Origin of the sequence: Gaetbulibacter saemankumensis DSM 17032 (genome assembly GCF_000425645.1) — a bacterium.
GTDB lineage: Bacteria > Bacteroidota > Bacteroidia > Flavobacteriales > Flavobacteriaceae > Gaetbulibacter > Gaetbulibacter saemankumensis.
Map to the genome: position 1 here is coordinate 97,770 of NZ_AUDV01000008.1, position 19,928 is coordinate 117,697.

At 34.8% G+C, this 19,928-nt stretch carries 19 protein-coding genes; 10 read left to right on the top strand and 9 right to left on the bottom strand.

Going from position 1 to position 19,928, the window contains the following annotated elements; genetic code table 11:
- Positions 1 to 30 precede the first annotated feature (30 nt).
- The 6 genes from H611_RS0106225 (at position 31) to H611_RS0106250 (ending at position 5,961) form a co-directional block, all read left to right on the top strand.
- Positions 31 to 1,113: a M42 family metallopeptidase gene (locus H611_RS0106225; RefSeq protein ID WP_035483555.1), complete on the top strand. Its 1,083-nt coding sequence runs from the start codon at positions 31 to 33 to the stop codon at positions 1,111 to 1,113.
- 40 nt (positions 1,114 to 1,153) lie between these two features.
- The gene (locus tag H611_RS0106230; protein ID WP_027137543.1) at positions 1,154 to 1,705 is read left to right on the top strand and encodes an NUDIX hydrolase; all 552 of its coding nucleotides are present in this window, start codon (positions 1,154 to 1,156) and stop codon (positions 1,703 to 1,705) included.
- A 19-nt stretch (positions 1,706 to 1,724) separates the two neighbouring features.
- On the top strand, positions 1,725 to 2,399 hold the full coding sequence (locus H611_RS0106235) for a PrsW family intramembrane metalloprotease (RefSeq protein ID WP_027137544.1): 675 nt from the start codon (positions 1,725 to 1,727) through the stop codon (positions 2,397 to 2,399).
- An 86-nt stretch (positions 2,400 to 2,485) separates the two neighbouring features.
- Positions 2,486 to 2,968, top strand: a complete 483-nt coding sequence (locus H611_RS0106240; protein ID WP_027137545.1) for an acetyl-CoA carboxylase biotin carboxyl carrier protein subunit — start codon at positions 2,486 to 2,488, stop codon at positions 2,966 to 2,968.
- A 2-nt stretch (positions 2,969 to 2,970) separates the two neighbouring features.
- Entirely contained in the window at positions 2,971 to 4,413 is a 1,443-nt protein-coding gene (gene accC / locus H611_RS0106245) for an acetyl-CoA carboxylase biotin carboxylase subunit (RefSeq protein WP_027137546.1), read from the top strand.
- Between the two features lie 6 nt (positions 4,414 to 4,419).
- Complete coding sequence (locus tag H611_RS0106250) at positions 4,420 to 5,961, top strand: acyl-CoA carboxylase subunit beta (RefSeq protein ID WP_027137547.1); 1,542 nt, start codon at positions 4,420 to 4,422, stop codon at positions 5,959 to 5,961.
- A gap of 100 nt (positions 5,962 to 6,061) precedes the next feature.
- Here the strand turns inward: H611_RS0106250 and H611_RS0106255 are convergent, their stop codons facing one another.
- The 3 genes from H611_RS0106255 to H611_RS0106265 form a co-directional block, all read right to left on the bottom strand.
- Positions 6,062 to 6,640, bottom strand: a complete 579-nt coding sequence (locus tag H611_RS0106255) for a YceI family protein (protein ID WP_027137548.1) — start codon at positions 6,638 to 6,640, stop codon at positions 6,062 to 6,064.
- Positions 6,641 to 6,657: 17 nt separating this feature from the next.
- Positions 6,658 to 7,011 (bottom strand): nuclear transport factor 2 family protein, encoded by a 354-nt coding sequence (locus H611_RS0106260; protein ID WP_027137549.1) that lies wholly within the window; start codon positions 7,009 to 7,011, stop codon positions 6,658 to 6,660.
- Between the two features lie 97 nt (positions 7,012 to 7,108).
- Positions 7,109 to 7,693: a Crp/Fnr family transcriptional regulator gene (locus H611_RS0106265; RefSeq protein ID WP_027137550.1), complete on the bottom strand. Its 585-nt coding sequence runs from the start codon at positions 7,691 to 7,693 to the stop codon at positions 7,109 to 7,111.
- A gap of 98 nt (positions 7,694 to 7,791) precedes the next feature.
- Between H611_RS0106265 and H611_RS0106270 the strand changes: the two genes are divergently transcribed.
- Positions 7,792 to 9,000 carry a multidrug effflux MFS transporter gene (locus H611_RS0106270; RefSeq protein WP_027137551.1) on the top strand — a complete coding sequence of 403 codons (1,209 nt, stop codon included), beginning with the start codon at positions 7,792 to 7,794 and terminating at the stop codon, positions 8,998 to 9,000.
- Between the two features lie 7 nt (positions 9,001 to 9,007).
- Here the strand turns inward: H611_RS0106270 and H611_RS0106275 are convergent, their stop codons facing one another.
- The 3 genes from H611_RS0106275 to ahr all read right to left on the bottom strand — a co-directional run bounded on the left by H611_RS0106275 (position 9,008) and on the right by ahr (position 12,434).
- Positions 9,008 to 9,526, bottom strand: a complete 519-nt coding sequence (locus H611_RS0106275; RefSeq protein WP_027137552.1) for a DinB family protein — start codon at positions 9,524 to 9,526, stop codon at positions 9,008 to 9,010.
- Between the two features lie 11 nt (positions 9,527 to 9,537).
- Entirely contained in the window at positions 9,538 to 11,310 is a 1,773-nt protein-coding gene (locus H611_RS0106280; RefSeq protein WP_027137553.1) for an ABC transporter ATP-binding protein, read from the bottom strand.
- 116 nt (positions 11,311 to 11,426) lie between these two features.
- Entirely contained in the window at positions 11,427 to 12,434 is a 1,008-nt protein-coding gene (gene ahr, locus H611_RS0106285) for an NADPH-dependent aldehyde reductase Ahr (protein ID WP_035483577.1), read from the bottom strand.
- 140 nt (positions 12,435 to 12,574) lie between these two features.
- Here ahr and H611_RS0106290 point away from each other — a divergent pair, with 140 nt between their 5' ends.
- From H611_RS0106290 to H611_RS0106300, 3 genes are read left to right on the top strand one after another with little or no spacing between them, the layout of a single operon-like run.
- The gene (locus H611_RS0106290) at positions 12,575 to 13,189 is read left to right on the top strand and encodes a fumarylacetoacetate hydrolase family protein (RefSeq protein ID WP_027137555.1); all 615 of its coding nucleotides are present in this window, start codon (positions 12,575 to 12,577) and stop codon (positions 13,187 to 13,189) included.
- 18 nt (positions 13,190 to 13,207) lie between these two features.
- Positions 13,208 to 15,127 (top strand): DUF294 nucleotidyltransferase-like domain-containing protein, encoded by a 1,920-nt coding sequence (locus H611_RS0106295; protein ID WP_027137556.1) that lies wholly within the window; start codon positions 13,208 to 13,210, stop codon positions 15,125 to 15,127.
- 1 nt (position 15,128) lies between these two features.
- Positions 15,129 to 15,791, top strand: coding sequence for a 3'-5' exonuclease (locus tag H611_RS0106300; protein WP_027137557.1), 663 nt, complete (start codon positions 15,129 to 15,131; stop codon positions 15,789 to 15,791).
- 7 nt (positions 15,792 to 15,798) lie between these two features.
- On the opposite strand, the gene acs is transcribed toward H611_RS0106300, so the two are convergent.
- The 3 genes from acs to H611_RS0106315 form a co-directional block, all read right to left on the bottom strand.
- Positions 15,799 to 17,706, bottom strand: coding sequence for an acetate--CoA ligase (gene acs, locus H611_RS0106305; RefSeq protein WP_027137558.1), 1,908 nt, complete (start codon positions 17,704 to 17,706; stop codon positions 15,799 to 15,801).
- Between the two features lie 132 nt (positions 17,707 to 17,838).
- Complete coding sequence (locus H611_RS0106310; protein ID WP_394330424.1) at positions 17,839 to 19,566, bottom strand: sodium:solute symporter family protein; 1,728 nt, start codon at positions 19,564 to 19,566, stop codon at positions 17,839 to 17,841.
- Positions 19,556 to 19,810 carry a DUF4212 domain-containing protein gene (locus H611_RS0106315; RefSeq protein WP_027137560.1) on the bottom strand — a complete coding sequence of 85 codons (255 nt, stop codon included), beginning with the start codon at positions 19,808 to 19,810 and terminating at the stop codon, positions 19,556 to 19,558. The genes H611_RS0106310 and H611_RS0106315 overlap by 11 nt, the downstream gene beginning before the upstream one ends.
- Between the last annotated feature and the right edge of the window lie 118 nt (positions 19,811 to 19,928).

Below are 19,928 nucleotides of genomic sequence, written 5' to 3' on the forward strand. Positions count from 1 at the left end.
TATTTTAGTGGAAAATTTTTAAACACGACTATGAAGAGCATTTTAAATAAAAATTCAATCGATTTTTTAGAAAAATACCTAAATAATGCGGCCCCAACCGGTTACGAATGGAGTGGCCAAAAAATATGGATGGATTATCTAAAACCATATGTAGATGAGTTTATTACTGATACCTACGGAACTGCTGTTGGTGTAATAAATCCCGATGCTAAATACAAGGTTGTTATTGAGGGGCATGCAGATGAAATTTCATGGTATGTTAATTACATTTCAGACAATGGACTTATCTACGTGATTAGAAATGGCGGTAGCGATCACCAAATTGCACCAAGTAAGGTTGTAAACATCCATACCAAGAATGGCATTGTTAAAGGTGTTTTTGGTTGGCCTGCGATTCATACGCGCGATAAATCTAAAGAAGAAACTCCAAAACAAGATAATATTTTTATCGACTGTGGCTGCAAAACCAAAGAAGAAGTTGAGAAATTAGGCGTTCATGTGGGTTGCGTTATTACCTATCCAGACGAATTTCATATTCTAAACGAAGACAAGTTTGTATGTCGCGCTTTAGATAATCGCATGGGTGGTTTCATGATTGCCGAAGTAGCGCGATTATTAAAAGAAAATAAGCAGGAGTTGCCTTTCGGATTATATATTGTAAATGCAGTACAGGAAGAAATTGGTTTACGAGGAGCAGAAATGATTACCCATACCATTAAACCTAATGCCGCCATCGTTACCGATGTAACTCATGATACCACAACACCGATGATTGATAAAAAAGTTCAGGGTGATTTAGAAATTGGCAAGGGGCCTGTTATTGCTTATGCACCAGCGGTACAACAAAAATTACGTGATTTAATTACCGATACGGCCGAAGCTAAAAAAATTCCGTTCCAACGTAGTGCTCTTTCTCGTGCCACTGGTACAGATACCGATGCTTTTGCTTATAGCAATGGCGGTGTGGCATCTGCACTCATATCTTTACCGTTACGCTATATGCATACAACCGTAGAAATGGTACACAGAGATGATGTTGAAAACGTTATTAAATTAATTTACGAGAGTTTATTAAACATTAAAGACGGCGAAACATTTAGCTATTTTCAATAATATAAAAAAGCCTCTTCACTGAGGCTTTTCTTTTTGCACTATGGATGAATATTTAGATATTGTAGATGAAAATGCTGTTCCCACAGGACGCAGTGAATTAAAATCGGTGATTCACCAAAAAGGCTATTTGCACAATACTGTTCACATTTGGTTTTATACTAACAAAGGTGAAATTCTTTTATCGCAGCGCTCGGCTCAAAAAAGTATTTGTCCGCTCATGTGGGACGTCTCTGTTGCTGGACATATTGATGCGGGAGAATCTATAATACAGGCTGCCATTCGAGAAACCAAAGAAGAAATTAGTTTAGATATCTCTGAAAATACACTTCATAAAATTGGTGTGTTTAAATGTTTTCAATCCTACCCAAATGGTATTATAGACAATGAGTTTCACAACACATTCATATGTGAACTCAAACAACCAATAACCATATTAATTCCTCAAGAAGAAGAGGTTGAAGCCTTGAAATTAGTTAGTATAGAGTATTTTAAATACTTAATTGACCACATTGGTATGGATAACCATTTTGTACCATCAAATAAAGCGTACTACGAATTTGTACTTGACAAAATTAAAAACATTAAATTTTAATTTTGAAAAAAAATAAGCCATGAATTTAATTCTACTTTCAATTGTACCCATAGTAATAGTTGTTTTATACATTTACCATCAGGATAAACATGAGAAAGAACCTAAACGTTTTCTATTTTATAACTTTTTGTTAGGGGCCATTGTTAGCATTTTTATTACTACTGTCCTGTATTTTTGTTTTGATTACGTTTTACCTATCACAGAACACACCAACATTGTGCAACAATTTCTAAAGGCCTTTTTGGTTGTTGGATTTACCGAGGAGTTTAGTAAGTACATCATTATTAAATACTACGCTCAGACAAACCAGGAATTTAACGAACCTTTTGATGGTATTGTTTATGCCGTTATGGTTTCTATGGGATTTGCGGCAACCGAAAATTTTTTCTACGTATTACAAGGTGGTTACGAAGCAGCCTTGTTAAGAGCCTTTACGGCCATTCCCGCTCATGCGTCATTCGGTATTTTAATGGGGTATTACATGGGTAAGGCTAAGTTCTCAAACAAGCGTATCCTATTAAACTTCATCGGACTTCTTTTAGCTATATTATTTCATGGTATTTATGACTTTTTTCTGTTTATCGATTTTGTTCCCGGCATATGGGTAGGTGCCTTTATTTCTCTTGGCATAGCTTTAATATTATCGCATAAAGCCATTATTAAACATCAGGAAAATTCGAATTTTAAGGTTTAGTTGGTACTTATAAATTCTAAGCACAATTAGTCTTTAAGATTGAGTAGATAAATTCTTATATTTACTACAAAGCAATTCTACCAATTATGAGTAAATCGTTCGAAGTTGAAGTGAATAATAGTTTTCATTTTAAAATTTCTTCTGAGGATATTTTAAATCTTGATGCCATTTCTAATAAAAATGGTTTACATATTTTATTAGACCACAAATCTCTTCAATCTGAAATTGTACGGTCTGATTTTAATAAAAAACGATATACAGTATCAGTTAATAATAATCACTACGAAGTACAAATAGCGGACTCCTTAGATTTACTTATAAAAGACATGGGGTTTGATCTTGGTTCAACAAAACATATTCAAGCTGTGTATGCACCTATGCCAGGGCTCATTCTGGATATTCACGTTAAAAAAGGTGATTCGGTAAATGAAAATGACAGCTTATTAATTCTTGAAGCTATGAAAATGGAAAATATCATTACCGCACCTCGAGATGGTATTATTAAATCAATTGCAGTTAGTACAGGAAAATCTATTGATAAAAATCAACTACTTATTGAGTTCGAATAACTATGAAAAAATTATTAGTTGCTAATAGAGGAGAAATTGCTATTCGTGTCATGAAAACAGCACATAAAATGGGAATTAAAACCGTTGCTGTTTATTCCACAATAGACCGAAATTCACCTCACGTAAAATATGCAAACGAAGCTATCTGTATTGGTGAGGCTCCTTCAAATAAATCATATTTAAATGCTCAAAAAATAATTGAAGTATCGAAACAACTCAACGTAGACGCCATCCATCCGGGTTATGGTTTCCTAAGTGAAAATGCAGATTTTGCCGAATTATGCGAAACCAATCATATAACATTTATCGGTCCTAAATCGGAATCCATAAAAATTATGGGAAGTAAATTAGCTGCAAAAGAAGCGGTAAAACAATATAATATTCCTATGGTTCCGGGTACCGAAAAAGCCATAATCAACACTGAAAAGGCGCTACAAATTGCTTCAGATATAGGATACCCCATTCTTATTAAGGCCTCAGCAGGTGGCGGTGGTAAGGGGATGCGTATCGTTGAATCATCCAAAGAACTAGAATCTCAAATGAACCGTGCTATTAGTGAAGCAACCTCAGCCTTTGGTGACGGATCTGTTTTCATTGAAAAATATGTGACCTCTCCTCGGCATATAGAAATTCAAATTATGGCAGATCAACACGGGAATATTATTCATTTATTCGAGCGAGAATGCAGTATCCAACGTCGTCATCAAAAAGTTATTGAAGAAGCACCTTCATCAATCTTATCACCCGAACTACGTCAAATAATGGGAGAAGCCGCTGTAAAAGTAGCTAAGTCTTGTGATTATGTAGGCGCGGGAACCGTCGAATTTTTATTGGATGCCAATCGTAATTTCTATTTCTTAGAAATGAACACCCGACTTCAGGTAGAACACCCCGTAACCGAATTAATTACAGGTTTAGACTTGGTTGAACTACAAATTAGAATTGCACGTGGAGAGCCTTTAAATATTATTCAGAAAGATTTAAAAATAAAGGGACATGCTATAGAATTAAGAGTCTATGCGGAAGACCCTGCAAACGACTTTTTACCGAGCGTGGGCACTTTAAATATATACAAACTACCTCATGGGCGAGGTGTTAGAGTTGATAATGGTTATGAAGAAGGAATGGAAATCCCAATCTATTACGACCCTATGCTATCTAAATTAATAGCATATGGTAAATCACGTGAGGAAGCCATTCAAATCCTCTTAGAAGCTATAAAACACTATCAAGTTGATGGCATTAAAACAACCCTTCCTTTTGGCAAATTTGTCTGTGAACATGAAGCTTTTCGATCTGGAAATTTTGACACGCATTTTATAAAACAATATTACAAGGCTCATCTACTTAAAAAAGAAATAGAACAAGAAGCTAAAATTGCAGCTCTAGTAGCCTTGAAACAATATTTGGAAGATCAGAACAAACTAAGATTACCTAACCAATAAGCATCTATGGATTCAAAAATAAAACAGTTAAAAGAACTCGAAGCACTGGCAAAATTAGGTGGCGGAAAAAAGCGCATTGATAAACAACACGCTAAGAAAAAATTAACTGCTCGTGAACGTGTTGCGTATTTATTAGATGAAGGCTCTTTTGAAGAAATTGGTCTATTGGTAACCCATAGAACCACCGATTTTGGTATGACCGATGAAATTTATTATGGTGATGGCGTTATTACTGGTTATGGCACAATTCTAGGTCGATTAGTTTATGTCTACGCCCAAGATTTTACCGTTTTCGGTGGTGCCTTATCTGAGACTCATGCTGAAAAAATATGCAAAATAATGGATTTAGCTGTAAAGGTTGGCGCTCCTATAATTGGACTTAATGACTCAGGTGGCGCTCGTATCCAGGAAGGTGTTCGTTCACTAGGAGGCTATGCTGATATTTTTTATCGCAACGTGCAGTCTTCTGGTGTAGTACCTCAAATATCAGCCATTATGGGACCTTGTGCTGGTGGTGCTGTGTATTCACCTGCCATGACCGATTTCACCTTTATGGTAGAAAATACAAGTTATATGTTTGTCACTGGACCGAATGTAGTTAAAACGGTGACCAATGAAAATGTAACTTCGGAAGAGTTAGGGGGCGCCCACACCCATGCCACAAAATCGGGCGTGGCACATCACACTTCAGCGAACGATGTAGCCTGTCTAGAAAGCATTAAAACATTACTTAGCTATCTGCCACAAAACAACAAGGAAACGGCAAGTAAACTGGATTTTATTCCTAAAGATGAAATTAGAAATGAATTGAACAATGTGATACCTGATAATGCCAACAAACCTTATGATATGCATGACGTTATTTCAGGAATTATAGATGAGGCTTCGTTTTTCGAAATTCATAAAGATTATGCTGAAAATATTATTGTAGGATTTGCCAGATTAGGAGGAAGAAGTATTGGTATTATAGCTAATCAACCTAAATTTTTAGCTGGTGTTTTAGATGTAAATAGCTCAAAAAAAGCAGCACGTTTTACCCGCTTCTGTGATTGTTTTAATATACCAATACTTGTTTTAGTAGATGTGCCAGGTTTTTTACCAGGTACCGATCAGGAGTGGAATGGAATTATCGTTCATGGTGCTAAATTATTATACGCACTGAGTGAAGCAACCGTTCCTAAAGTAACTGTAATAACTAGGAAAGCTTACGGTGGTGCATACGATGTTATGAATTCAAAACATATAGGAGCTGACTTGAATTTCGCCTGGCCAGAAGCTGAAATTGCGGTTATGGGAGCCAAAGGAGCCAGTGAAATTATATTTAAAAAAGAAATTGCAGAATCCGATAATCCAGAAAAGAAACTAACTGAAAAAGTAAGCGAATATTCCGAAAAATTCGAAAATCCATATCGGGCTGCTAGTCGAGGATTTATTGATGAGGTTATTCTACCTTCACAAACGAGAAGAAAACTCATTAAAGGTTTTGCCATGCTGGAAAACAAAATAGTCGATATACCAAAACGCAAACACGGAAACATTCCCTTATAAAACAAAAATCTATAAAAAATCATAAAAAAAAGCGTTCCCAATGGAACGCTTTTTTTATTGAATTAGTCACTCTGTTGCTATTAATCTAATTAAATTTAAATTAAAACTCTAAATCTGCAACTAAATCAAACTCATCGTAAATGGCTTTATCTTTTAAACCATCGAAGAAACTAGTAGATCCGTAACGTACATCATATTTTGCTCTATCAACTTTTAAAGAAGCTGTTGCTTTACTTCCGTAGATTGATATTTTAAACGACACAGGATTTGTTTTTCCTTTAATGGTTAAATCAGCCGTTACGTCGTAAGCATTTTTACCAGATTGTTTTACATCTGTAAAAACTAAAGTAGATGTTGGGTGTTCTTCTACACCAAAGAAATCATCAGACTTTAAGTGTCCTTCCAATTTACCTTTGTACTCACCTTCCATATCTGTACTAACAAGTGTTTGCATATCTACAACAAACTCTCCTCCTACCAATTTATCATTATCGAATGATAAATGTCCTGATTTAATATCGATAGTTCCTTCATGAGAACCTGTTACTTTATAGCCTTTCCAAACCAAAGTACTTTCTTCAATTTTAATTTCCTTTTTCTCAACATCAACTTTTGTAAAAGATTGTGTTGCAAATGCCACTAGGGCTACAATAGCTAAATTTTTAATTGTTTTTTTCATGTTTAATTGTTTTTAATTTATGATCCGTAATAAAATTTTTCTTTTATAATTTTTCCTTCTCTCCATTCTTGGACAGCTACTTGTGAATAACGTTTTTCACCATATTCTTTGTGAACGTAGTGTAGTTCCCATTCTACCATGGTTGTTTGTTCTCCAATAGTAACTTTTAAAGGTTTAGCACATTTAAATTCTTCAATAGCATCAAAAAAGGCCTTTTCTCTTTCTCTATTTAATGATTTCCCCACACACGCAGCATGATCGTTTTCCTGCATTATAACATCATCATGATAATAAGTTTCAAAAGCTTCTAAAGCCTTTCCCTGAAGAATTAAATCGTTAACATCACTTATTTTTTCAATCAATGTATTCATATATTTACGTGATTAAATATGATGGTACAAAGATTGCCAAGATATACAACTTATAAAATGAAGTAGTTTATTAAATGATGTTAAACTAGATTAACTTTTATTGCTCAAGAATCAGTTGACTCTTAATTTTACTAAGAAATTCTTTAGTAATTCCCAGATAGGAAGCAATCATATATTGAGGAATACGCTGTTCAATTTTAGGATATTGTTCTCTAAAAAACAAATACTGCTCTTTGGCTGTAAGACTAAAATTTCTAACAATTCGCTTTTGAGATGCAACAAAAGCCCTCTCTACAAGTTTTCTAAAAAAACGTTCTAATTTAGGGATACCTTCATATAAATCTTCTATAACATCGATAGAAAACATAACCAATTCAGAATTTTCCAGACACTGTATATTAAAATCGGCCGGGGTTTGAGTAATAAAACTTCCCATATCGGAAGTCCACCAATCTTCAATAGAAAACATAACAATATGTTCCTGCCCTTCTTTGTCTATATAAAAAGTCTTAGTACAACCTGAGAGCACAAAACATTCATACTTACACACGTCGCCTTGCTGTACAATATATTGACCTTTTAAATACTTTCTAACAATAATTTTTGATTTTAGGAACTCAATTTCTTCATCTGTAAGGTTAATATATTTGGTAATATTATTTAATAGAGGAGCTATGTTCATGTTTGTTTTTATAGGTCAAAAAACAAATTTAACAATAAAAGGATGCTTATTAACTAGAAATTGATTTTTAACGTATTTTAATAAATTACTTTTGCTAGATGCAAAAAACCACGCACCTAAAGTTTGAATTTGTAGCCTTAATGGCATCCCTAATGTCAATCGTCGCCCTTACCATTGATGCGCTATTACCAGCACTTCCTGAAATTGGTACATCTTTAGGTGTTACAAATCCTAATGACAACCAATTACTTATTACTATGATATTTTTAGGAATTGGTTTTGGGCAATTAATTTTAGGACCACTATCCGATTGCTTCGGAAGAAAACCTATAGTATATGTCGGTTTTATAATATTTATAATGGCTAGCGCCTTATGCCTGATAACTAAGAGTTTTGAAATTATGATTGTTGGGCGTGTATTACAAGGCATAGGTTTAGCTGCTCCAAGAACCATAACTATTTCTATGATTCGCGATTCTTATGAAGGCGACTACATGGCCAAAATAGTATCGATAGTAGTTATGTTTTTTATATTGGTTCCTGTTATAGCCCCAACCTTAGGAACTTTTTTAATACACTTGTTTAATTGGAAAGCCATATTTTATTTTAACCTTATTTTTGGATTGATTATTATATTCTGGTTTTGGAAGCGACAACCAGAAACGCTAGAATCTGAAAATCGCATTCCATTTACTTCACATTTATACTTAGATGGATTTAAAGAATTTATAAAATACCCTGAAGCTGTTGCTTTTACTTTGGTGTCTGGTTTTATTACAGGATCCTTTATGGTATATTTAAGTACGTCTCAACAGATTTTTGAACAGCAATATAACATGGCCGAAATGTTCCCATACATCTTTGCCAGCTTATCCATATCTATAGGCTTAGCTACTTTTTTGAACAGTACACTAGTTGTTCGATTTGGGATGTGGCGGATTGCCTTTATTTCTTCTATTGCTTACTCATTAATCTCGGTTCTATATGTACTATTATTTTTCTCTGGAAACAATCCGAGCATTTATGTTCTTATAACATTTTTTGCACTACAGTTCTTCGCAGTTGGCTTTTTATTTGGAAATTTAAGAGCTTTAGCCATGCAGTCTGTTGGTCATATTGCTGGAATTGGAGCCGCCTTAAATGGCTTTATTTCAACCGTCATGGCCGTACCCATTGCAAATTACATCGGTGGCTTTGTAAAAACATCAGTGCTCCCCCTTTTTATAGGGTTTTCAATATTTGGCATCTTATCGGTTATTGTTTTTTACATGCTAAAAAGTAAAACATCTAGTCCTGCAACAGTTTAAAATAGCATTAGAGGTAGCGCTGCTTAATAATTTCCATATGCCATTTATAATGTCCTAAAACAATGAACGCCGCCGCTCTGGCAGACATTGAACTATTATTAGCATTGCCAATAAACTTTAAATCCTCCTGAGTTAAACTTCCCAATAATGATATAAAACTTTGACGAACTACAGTAAATTCATCCAACAGTGTTTCTAAGGCTTTCTCATTAGCTCTAGAAGGGTCGATATAATCGTTTTGCTCAAAACCAGCCAAAGCCGTTGTATCACGACGAGCAATTCTAAAACAGCGGTATTGAAAAACTCGTTCGGTATCTATTAAATGCTGAAACACCTCTTTAACACTCCATTTGGCATTTGCATAAGCATAATTAAGCTTAACGGCAGGAAGACTTTTAAAAAACCTATTAACCTCTGCTGTATCGTCCTTAAAAGCATCCTTTAAATCTTTATTCTTTGAAATCAAATTAATATAATTTTGATAGAATTCGCTGTACTCTTCCGGTTTTAAATCTGTAATTTTCATAAAGTGGTCTTTTAAATTTTAGCCTGATAAGTATATAAATTATAATACCGCCCTTTTAAACCAATAAGTTCATCGTGTGTACCACGCTCAACGATATGTCCATCTTCAACTACCAAAATTTGATCGGCCTTTTTAATAGTACTTAATCTATGCGCAATCACAATGGTGGTTCGGTTTTTTATTAGCTCAGATAAACTCTTCTGAATTAAAGCTTCACTCTCCGTATCTAAACTGGAAGTTGCTTCATCTAAGATAATCATTTTTGGATTAGCAAGTATAGCTCTGGCTATAGCTAAACGTTGTCGCTGTCCACCAGATAATTTAACACCGCGTTCTCCAATCACGGTTTCTAAACCATCTTCAAATCGGTCCGTGAATTCATTTACATAAGCCGCTTTTACCGCTTTTTGTAACTCGTCTTCAGTCGCATTTGGTCTTGGAAACAGAATATTTTCTCTTATAGTACCCTCAAACAGAAATTCATCCTGCAGCACGACGCCCAAATACTTCCGATATGAATTTAACTTTACTTTAGACAAATCGTGATTATCGATACTTACCACGCCTGACTTGGGGGTTAAAAATGTAGCAGACAACCCAGCTATAGTCGATTTTCCGGAACCAGAACTTCCTACCAAAGCGGTGACTGAACCAGCAGGTGCCTTAAAACTAATATTATGCAAAACTTGCTTACCTTCTTCATAAGCAAAATTGACATCCTTAAAAGTAAGATCTCCCCTAATATCTGCCAATTCCAATATCCGCTCTTGATTGTCTTCTTCTGCAGTCATATTCATTAACTCCTCAGTTCGATCAAGACCAGCCAAGGCTTCCGTTAGCTGACTTCCTATATTACTCATTTGCACTATAGGAGCTATCATAAATCCGAGTATTAAGGTGAAAAACAGAAAATCTCCCGTGGTCATTTCATTTTGCATCATGTAATAGCCTCCAATCCCCATGATACCTGTTGTAGCAACACCTATTAAAAAAGTGGAAGAACTAGTCATTAAAGCAGTAGCTGTGAGACTCTTTTTTACATTCTCGTAAAGCTTATAAACACCTTGTTCAAATACATGGTTTTCCTGAGCCTCTGCATTAAAAGCTTTTATCACTCTTACCCCTGCCAAAGTTTCTGTTAATCGCCCTTTTACCTCGGCATTAATTTTACCACGTTTTCTAAAAATAGGCCGAATATATTTAAAAGCTTTTAACGCTATATATCCAAAAACAGACAATGGAACGAACACAAAAAGTGTCATCCAAGGATTTAAATTTATTAGAATAATTAAAGATAATATAGCTGTAAAAGTGCCTCCTACTAACTGCACCAACCCTGTACCAATCAAGTTTCTAACACCTTCAACATCTGTCATAATTCTCGACACCAAAGCTCCTGATTTTGTATTATCAAAAAAGCTAATAGGTAGCGATAATACTTTCTTTTGAACCTGTGCACGTAATTCACTAATTAAATACTGGGCTTGTACGCTTAATATTCTAGTTAATAAAAAAGAAGTTACTGCCTGTGCTAAAATTGCTGTCAATACAATAGCTATTAAACCATATAATTGCCTGTAATTTTTGTCGGGAACGACCTCATCAAGTAAAACTTTACTTTGCCAAGGTAAAATTAGTCCGGCAACACTACGAATTACAATTAAAAATAAACCTATAAAAACTAATTTTCTCCTAGGCCAAATTATATCGATAAAGGCTTGTTTCATAGTTACTTTTGAGGCCTTTTTATCTTTTTTATCGTTCGTTGTTTGCAGATGTTTCATTTATATACTTCTAAGTTATTACGTAAAAATAGTTATTAATCCTGTTTACAGTAAGGGCTATACAAAATAAAAACCACATTTAATGTGGTTTTTATTTTGTAATATTTATAACTGTTTTAGGCTTTCAGTACTATCCTAAATCGCGCCTTACCAGACTCTAAATGTGCGATAGCTTCATTAACATCTTCCATGGCAAATTCTTCTACTGTTGGATAAATATCATGACGCACGCAGAACTCTAACATTTTACGCGTAAGGGCTATACTTCCTAAAGGACTTCCTCCAATAGATTTTTCACCCGTTAATAAACTAAATGCGGGTATAGCCATAGGTTCAAGTACAGCTCCAACATTATGTAATTTTCCCTGTGGTGCTAGAACACCAAGATAGGCATTCCAATCTAAAGTAACATTAGTCGTATTTAATATAAAATTTAAGGATCCTGCAATGCTCTCTAAATCCTCAGAATTGGTAGAATTTATAACCCTATGAGCTCCCATTTTTAAAATAGCCTCTTCCTTATTCGGGTTAGAACTAAATGCAATGACTTCACATCCCCAAGCTTTTAAAAACTTAATGGCCATATGGCCTAAACCTCCAACTCCAATAACTCCAACCTTATCTGTTGGTTGCACCCCCGATATAACAATTGGATTAAAAACCGTAATCCCTCCACAAAACAGGGGACCCGCTTTTGCGATATCCAAACCTTTTGGAAGTGGCGTTACCCAAGACCAATGTCCTCTTACTATATCGGCAAAACCACCATGACGACCAACAATAGTAGCCTCACTGCCTCCACATAAATGCTGTTTACCATCTAAACATTGATTACAGTGCATACAGGATGCAGAATACCAACCCAAACCAACCATATCACCTTTTTTCAATCCATTCACTTCATTACCAACTTCCAGAACTTCGCCTACAATTTCATGGCCTGGTACTAATGGAAATTGACTCATGCCCCACTCATTTTTTATCATACTTAAATCGGAGTGACAAATACCGCAGTAGTGTACCTTAATATCAACTTCTTCCCTACCAAGATCTGTTAATTCATATTTAAATTTTTCCAGTTTACCACCAGCTTCTTTTACAGCATATGCTTTAATCGTTTTCATAATCAAGATTTTTTTTTGAAGAACCTTGAAGATACGTAAAAACAAGAAGTATTATACATATTCTCGTATATAATTACAATATAAATACCATCATAATTTATTACATTTACTTTCCGATAAAAACAACCTTCTAAAGGATTATGAAAATAATTGGTATTGGCAAAAACTACGTGAATGATCAGTCTGAAGTTAAAGCATTAAAAACTGGATCACAGACCGTATTTTTAAAAGCAGAATCTACATTAGTTACGGGAAATAAAGATATTGAATTCCCAAAAATTACAAATCAATTATTATATGAGGTTGAACTTGTAGCTAAAATTGGAAAACAAGGTAAAGATATCAGGGAGAAAGACGCAGCTTCGTATATCTCAGAAATTGGAATAGGGATTGATTATACTGCGAAAGATGTTCTAAATGCCAGCAGAGACAGTAAAGGTCCCTGGGCACTAGCAAAAGGATTTGATGGTGCATCGCCTGTATCAGATTTTAAACAAATTTCAGATTTCCCAGATTTAAATAATATTAATTTTGATTTAATAATAAATGGTGAACAAAGGCAAATTGGAAATACCCAATTCATGATTTATAATTTTGCCGAAATCATAAGTTATGTATCGAGTTTTATGACTTTAGAACCAGGTGATTTAATATTTACGGGCACTCCAGCGAGTGGTGCTGGTGAAAATGTAAAAGGAGACCACCTTCAAGCATCCATTGAAGGTGAATTACTCTTAGATTTTAAACTAGTTTAAACATATTATTGATACTAAATGAAAAATTCCATCGCCGATAGAGTTAACGACTTTTTAACTAAATATCCTCCGTTTAATCTTCTAAATAACGATAGTTTATTAAAAATTTCCACCCAGGTATCTATAATATATATGGAGAAGGGCGATACGCTTTTTAAAAGAGGTGATAATTTCCATGAACACTTTTACATTGTTAGAAATGGTGCGGTGAATCTGTTTCATGCTATTAATGATGACATAGAAGAAATTATCAATATCAGTGATGCAGGAGATATTTTTGGAGTAAGACCACTAATAGCCAAGGAACGTTATAAACTAACTGCAACCGCTAACGAAGAATCTATTGTATATGCCATTCCTATTAATATATTTCGGTCTGTAACAGAAAACAATGCCAAGGTTTCTAAATTTTTAATAACAGCCTTTGCTACTAATTCTTACGACCCATATACCGCCGAGGCCACCAATAAAATATTTGTCGATTATTTACCGACTAACACTCAAGATATAGCCAATTTTCAAACAGCTAAGTACACTAAAAACCCGGTTACTTGTGACATAAATTCTTCCCTAAAAAAAGCTGCCTTACTAATGAGTAAACATAAAATAGGCTGCATTATTGTTGTGAATGAACAAAAGCATCCTGTAGGTATCATCACCAATAGTGACATCAAGAATAAAATTGCAACTGGTAAATTCCCCATAGAAACCCAAGTAACCAACATCATGAGTTCTCCGGTTTTCACCGCTAAAAAAAATCTAACTGTAGCGGATGGACAACTTCAAATGATAAAACATAATATTGGTCATTTATGTATTACCAAAGATGGTACTGAAAATTCGCGCCTGTTAGGTGTTTTAACACATCATGATGTATTAGTTAGTTTAGGAAATAATCCTGCCGTAATTTTAAAAGAAATAAAGCGAGCAAAGCGCACAAAAAAACTACGCGCAGCAAGGCTTAAGGCAAATAACTTAATAAAAAGTTATCTAGAGCAGAATATACCACTCTCACATATTGTAAAATTAATTTCTCAGATTAATGATGCCGTTACTATTCGAGCCATCGAGATTGCCCTAAAAAAAATGGATGGCAAGCCTCCTGTCCCATTTGCTTGGATTGCACTTGGAAGCCAAGGCAGAAAGGAACAATTACTGTTTACCGACCAAGATAATGCTATCATATATCAGAATGTTGAACCAGAATTAGATAAAGAGACACAAGACTATTTTTTAAAACTAGGAAAATATGTTACTAAATCGCTAAATAAAATTGGATTTGAATACTGTGAGGCCGACATGATGGCAAATAACCCGGAATGGTGCAAATCCTTATCAGATTGGAAAAATCAATTTAATGATTGGATTTTAAATCCGGATGAAAAAGCTATTTTATTATCCTCCATATTTTTTGATTTCAACTTCATATATGGAGATAAATCATTAACTGATGCTCTGACTGATTCAATCTACAACACTTTAGATGAGGGATTAATCTTTTTCAAATTTTTAGGTCGAGATGCATTAAAAAACCCATCACCTCTTGGTTTTTTTAAGCAATTTTTAGTTGAAAAAAATGGAGAACAAAAAGATTTATTCAATATAAAAAGCCGCGCACTTATGCCATTCATCGACGCCGCAAGGTTACTTATACTCCGTTACAAAGTGAAAGGCATCAACAATACTGCTGAACGATTTGAAAAACTTGCCGAAATAGAACCATCCAACAAAGAACTTTACGAATCCTGTTCGTATGCCTTTAAAGCCCTTTCGAAATTTAAAACAAAACAAGGTATAGCGCATAACAACTCTGGAAAATACATAGAACTTCAAACGCTTACAAAAGAAGAACAGCTAAAATTACGTCGTTGCTTTAAACCATTAAATGATATTCAGGAAGCTCTAAAAATTAAATTCGATTTAAAAAACTTTGTATAACATGACGCTTAATTGGTTTAAACGCAAAACACCTGATTATCCGGACTTTTTCATGGCATATTTAAACTGCTTTAAAAACAAGCCTATAACTGAAATTCAAGAAACTAGGTTTGTGGCTTTCGATACAGAAACTACGGGTTTCAGAATAAAAGACGATCGCGTATTATCCATTGGTGCAGTATCCATAATAGGAAAAACCATTAATGTAAATGATAGTTTAGAACTGTATTTACAACAGGACGTTTTCAGACCCGAAACCGTTGAAATACATGGCCTATTGAAAAATGATTCTATTGATAAAATTCAAGAATTTGAGGCTATAAAATTATTTTTAGATTACATTAAAGACTCGGTTCTTATAGCGCATCATGCCAATTTTGATAAAAACATGATTAATGAAATGCTCATACGCCATGGCTTAAAACCTCTTAAAAATAAATTTATCGATACGGGCGTTCTTTACAAAAAAGCGCTACATATAATATATCAAAATAACAGTAAGCCTTATACTTTAGATTTTTTATGCTCTGAACTCAATGTTCCTACAGTAGATAGGCACACCGCCACTGGCGATGCGCTTATTACTGCTTTAGTTTTTCTAAAAATCTTATCTCGTTTAGATAAAAGAAAACATCTAAACTGGGGGTATCTACTCAATAAATAACAAGCGACTATAAGGCATTTTCAATAATATCCTGAACAATTTCAGGGTTTAATAAAGTACTGGTATCTCCCAAATTGCTAATATCTTTACAAGCTATTTTTCTTAATATGCGACGCATTATTTTACCCGAACGCGTTTTAGGTAAACCTTTTGTAAATTGAATCTTATCTAATTTGGCGATAGGCCCAATATGCTCTGTTATAATTTGATTAATCTCCTTACGTAAATTATTCTGATCCCTGCTTTCACCAGTATCTTTTAATATGACATAACCATAAAGAGCATTACCTTTAATGTCATGAGGGAAGCCTACAATAGCAGACTCTGCAACCGCAGGATGCTCATTTATCGCATCTTCAATTGGAGCAGTTCCTAAGTTATGTCCTGATACAATAATAACATCGTCTACACGACCAGTTATACGGTAATATCCCACTTCATCTCGTAATGCACCATCACCTGTAAAATATTTATTTTCAAAAGCTGAGAAATAGGTGTCCTTATATCGCTGATGATTTCCCCAAATGGTCCGTGCCATACTAGGCCAAGGGAATTTTATACACAAACGTCCTTCTACTTGATTTCCGTTTAATTCTTTACCATTCTCGTCCATTAATGCTGGTTGTATACCAATAAATGGTAAGGTTGCATAGGTTGGTTTAGTTGGTGTTACAAAAGGAATCGGGCTTACCATAATACCTCCAGTTTCAGTTTGCCACCATGTATCTACAATCGGACTTTTTTTCTTTCCAATATTATCGTTATACCAATGCCATGCCTCTTCGTTTATTGGCTCACCTACAGAACCCAATACTTTCAACGAAGATAAATCGTGTTTTTCTATAAGATCTACTCCTTCTTTGGCCAGTGCACGTATTGCTGTTGGGGCTGTATAAAACTGATTTACTCTATGCTTTTCTATAATCTGCCAAAAGCGTCCATAATCCGGGTAACTTGGCACCCCCTCAAACATGAGGGAAGTTGCTCCATTAGCTAAAGGTCCATAAACGATATAACTATGACCGGTAATCCAACCTATATCGGCAGTACACCAATATACATCGTGTTCTCTATATTGAAATATATTTTTGAACGTATAAGCCGTATAAACCATATAACCCGCTGTAGTATGCACCATTCCTTTAGGCTTTCCTGTTGAACCTGAAGTATATAAAATAAATAATGGATCTTCCGCATACATTACCTCCGCTTTACAAGTATCTGAGGCCTCATCTAAAAGTGGTTGCAACCAAACATCTCGACCTACTTGCATATTAATTTCAGAATTGATACGTTTCACTACCAAAACAGATTCGACACCTGGACAGTCTTCTAAAGCATCATCAACAATTCCTTTTAAATCTATAGTTTTTGCCCCTCTGTAAGAACCATCACTAGTGATAACTAATTTACAATCACTATCGTTTATTCTTGTAGATAAAGCTGATGAAGAAAATCCCGCAAAAACAACCGAATGAATCGCGCCTATGCGTGCACATGCCAGAAGTGAAACAGTCAATTCAGGAATCATAGGTAAATAAATACATACCCTATCTCCTTTTTTAACACCTTTTTCTTTTAAAACATTTGCTAATTTATTTACACGCGCATACAATTGTTTGTAAGTAATATGCTCTGCAGGTTCATCAGGGTTGTTTGGTTCAAATAAGATAGCTGTTTGGTCACCACGCGTTACCAAATGCCTGTCAATACAGTTTTCCGTAATATTTAATTGAGCGCCTTCAAACCATTTTACCTCTGGTTTGCTAAAATCCCAACTTAATACATTATCCCATTTTTTGCGCCACATAAAATGTTCTTCCGCTACCTCTTCCCAGAAATTTTCAGGTTCCCTAATAGATTTCCTATAAACTTGATAGTATTCTTCTAAATGCTTAATGTGATAATTACTCATTCTTAATGTTTAATTTTTGTAGTATGTTTATTTGATTTAATATGTTTGCTAAAATATATAATATTGAGTGGTTTTAATGAATATATTATCTGTACAACTAGAAAATATAGACCAATACCTTAATTAATTATATTAATGCGTAGCCTCTCCTGCTCCGCTTGGTATTCTAATATTTTCAACAATATCCTGAACATTTTCGGGTGGTTCTTTAGTGAATTTCATAATTGAAATAGATACTATAAAATTTAAAACCATAGCAACAGAACCAAAACCTTCTGGTGAAATACCATACCACCATTCACTTTTATCCGGAGTAACCTCGTCAAACCATCCTAATCGGTATTTCACCATGTAAAGTAACATAGCTATTATCCCGACTACCATACCAGCAATAGCTCCTTCTTTATTCATTTTTTTATAAAATATTCCTAAAATTATTGCGGGGAAAAATGACGCTGCTGCCAGTCCAAATGCTAAAGCCACTGTTGCCGCAACAAATCCGGGTGGGTTAATACCAAAATAACCAGCTACGCAAACTGCAACGATTGCCGATAAACGTGCTGCTATTAACTCTCCTTGTTCCGAAATTTTTGGATTAATCATTTTCTTTATCAAATCATGAGAAACAGATGCCGAGATTACCAATAATAGCCCTGCTGCAGTAGATAATGCTGCCGCCAAACCACCTGCAGCCACCAGGGCGACAATCCAATCTGGGAGATTAGCAATTTCAGGATTAGCCAATACCATGATGTCGTTATCCACTACTAATTCATTTTGAGAAGTATCTGCTAGATATTGAATACGACCGTCTTCATTTTTATCTGTAAATGTTATTAAGCCTGTTTTCTCCCATTTTTTAAACCATTCCGGGACATTGACATATGATTTATCAGAAACTGTCTCTATTAAATTGGTTCTCGCAAATACTGATACTGCCGGAGCAGTCGTATACAAAATAGCAATTAATAACAGAGCCAGTCCAGCCGACTTGCGTGCATCGCGTACACGCTTCACGGTAAAAAACCTAACAATTACATGCGGCAACCCTGCTGTTCCAACCATAAGAGCCAAGGTGATTGCAAATACATCTACAACAGATTTAGACCCTTCCGTATATTCATTAAAGCCCAACTCTGTACTTAAGCCATCTAATTTATCTAACAAATACATACCCGACCCATCAGCTAGCTTACTTCCAAAGCCGAACTGTGGAATAGGGTTACCTGTCATCTGGATAGATATAAAAATAGCTGGTACCATGAAAGCAAAAATGAGCACACAATATTGTGCCACCTGCGTATAGGTAATCCCCTTCATACCACCTAAGACCGCATAAAAAAGCACGATAATCATACCGATGATAACACCTGTATTGATATCAACTTCTAAAAATCGTGAAAATACTAAACCAACGCCACGCATTTGTCCAGCCACGTATGTAAAGGAAACTAATAAGGCACAAAACACAGCAACCAGTCGCGCTGTTTTTGAATAGTACCTGTCTCCAATGAAATCGGGAACTGTAAATTTTCCAAATTTCCTTAAATATGGAGCCAAAAGTAATGCTAATAAAACATAACCACCTGTCCACCCCATCAAATAGACAGCGCCATCATAGCCTGCAAAAGAAATAATTCCTGCCATAGATATAAATGATGCTGCACTCATCCAATCTGCTGCTGTGGCCATGCCATTTGCTAATGGAGAAACACCACCACCTGCTACATAAAATTCTTTAGTTGACCCTGCTCTCGACCAGATAGCAATTCCAATATAAAGAGCAAATGTTACCCCTACTAAAATATAAGTCCAATTCTGTACACCAATAGTTTCAATCAAAAATATATTATTCATCATAACCATATTTTTTATCCAGCTTATTCATAAGGCGCACATAAACGAAAATAAGAATAACAAAAACATAAATAGACCCTTGCTGAGCAAACCAGAATCCTAATTTAAAACCTCCTATTTTTATTTCATTTAAGATGTCTTTAAATAGGATACCAGCTCCATAAGACACTATAAACCATATAGCTAAAAGAAAGAGCAGATATCTAATATTTTCTTTCCAATAAGCCTTTGCATTACTTTTGGTCATAATATTATTTATTTAGTTGGTTTTAAAATTGGTCATTTAATTTAAATAGAATTTTAAAAGATGTATATAAAAAATCAACATACAGAAATCAATTTACCTTAAAAAAATACTATAATTA

What these genes read in the sequence shown, in the direction of transcription:
- H611_RS0106225 (WP_035483555.1), top strand. Translation starts at nt 31, where the DNA reads ATGAAGAGCATTTTAAATAAAAATTCAATCGATTTTTTAGAAAAATAC.
- H611_RS0106230 (WP_027137543.1), top strand. Translation starts at nt 1,154, where the DNA reads ATGGATGAATATTTAGATATTGTAGATGAAAATGCTGTTCCCACAGGA.
- H611_RS0106235 (WP_027137544.1), top strand. Translation starts at nt 1,725, where the DNA reads ATGAATTTAATTCTACTTTCAATTGTACCCATAGTAATAGTTGTTTTA.
- H611_RS0106240 (WP_027137545.1), top strand. Translation starts at nt 2,486, where the DNA reads ATGAGTAAATCGTTCGAAGTTGAAGTGAATAATAGTTTTCATTTTAAA.
- accC (WP_027137546.1), top strand. Translation starts at nt 2,971, where the DNA reads ATGAAAAAATTATTAGTTGCTAATAGAGGAGAAATTGCTATTCGTGTC.
- H611_RS0106250 (WP_027137547.1), top strand. Translation starts at nt 4,420, where the DNA reads ATGGATTCAAAAATAAAACAGTTAAAAGAACTCGAAGCACTGGCAAAA.
- H611_RS0106255 (WP_027137548.1), bottom strand. Translation starts at nt 6,640, where the DNA reads ATGAAAAAAACAATTAAAAATTTAGCTATTGTAGCCCTAGTGGCATTT.
- H611_RS0106260 (WP_027137549.1), bottom strand. Translation starts at nt 7,011, where the DNA reads ATGAATACATTGATTGAAAAAATAAGTGATGTTAACGATTTAATTCTT.
- H611_RS0106265 (WP_027137550.1), bottom strand. Translation starts at nt 7,693, where the DNA reads ATGAACATAGCTCCTCTATTAAATAATATTACCAAATATATTAACCTT.
- H611_RS0106270 (WP_027137551.1), top strand. Translation starts at nt 7,792, where the DNA reads ATGCAAAAAACCACGCACCTAAAGTTTGAATTTGTAGCCTTAATGGCA.
- H611_RS0106275 (WP_027137552.1), bottom strand. Translation starts at nt 9,526, where the DNA reads ATGAAAATTACAGATTTAAAACCGGAAGAGTACAGCGAATTCTATCAA.
- H611_RS0106280 (WP_027137553.1), bottom strand. Translation starts at nt 11,310, where the DNA reads ATGAAACATCTGCAAACAACGAACGATAAAAAAGATAAAAAGGCCTCA.
- ahr (WP_035483577.1), bottom strand. Translation starts at nt 12,434, where the DNA reads ATGAAAACGATTAAAGCATATGCTGTAAAAGAAGCTGGTGGTAAACTG.
- H611_RS0106290 (WP_027137555.1), top strand. Translation starts at nt 12,575, where the DNA reads ATGAAAATAATTGGTATTGGCAAAAACTACGTGAATGATCAGTCTGAA.
- H611_RS0106295 (WP_027137556.1), top strand. Translation starts at nt 13,208, where the DNA reads ATGAAAAATTCCATCGCCGATAGAGTTAACGACTTTTTAACTAAATAT.
- H611_RS0106300 (WP_027137557.1), top strand. Translation starts at nt 15,129, where the DNA reads ATGACGCTTAATTGGTTTAAACGCAAAACACCTGATTATCCGGACTTT.
- acs (WP_027137558.1), bottom strand. Translation starts at nt 17,706, where the DNA reads ATGAGTAATTATCACATTAAGCATTTAGAAGAATACTATCAAGTTTAT.
- H611_RS0106310 (WP_394330424.1), bottom strand. Translation starts at nt 19,566, where the DNA reads ATGATGAATAATATATTTTTGATTGAAACTATTGGTGTACAGAATTGG.
- H611_RS0106315 (WP_027137560.1), bottom strand. Translation starts at nt 19,810, where the DNA reads ATGACCAAAAGTAATGCAAAGGCTTATTGGAAAGAAAATATTAGATAT.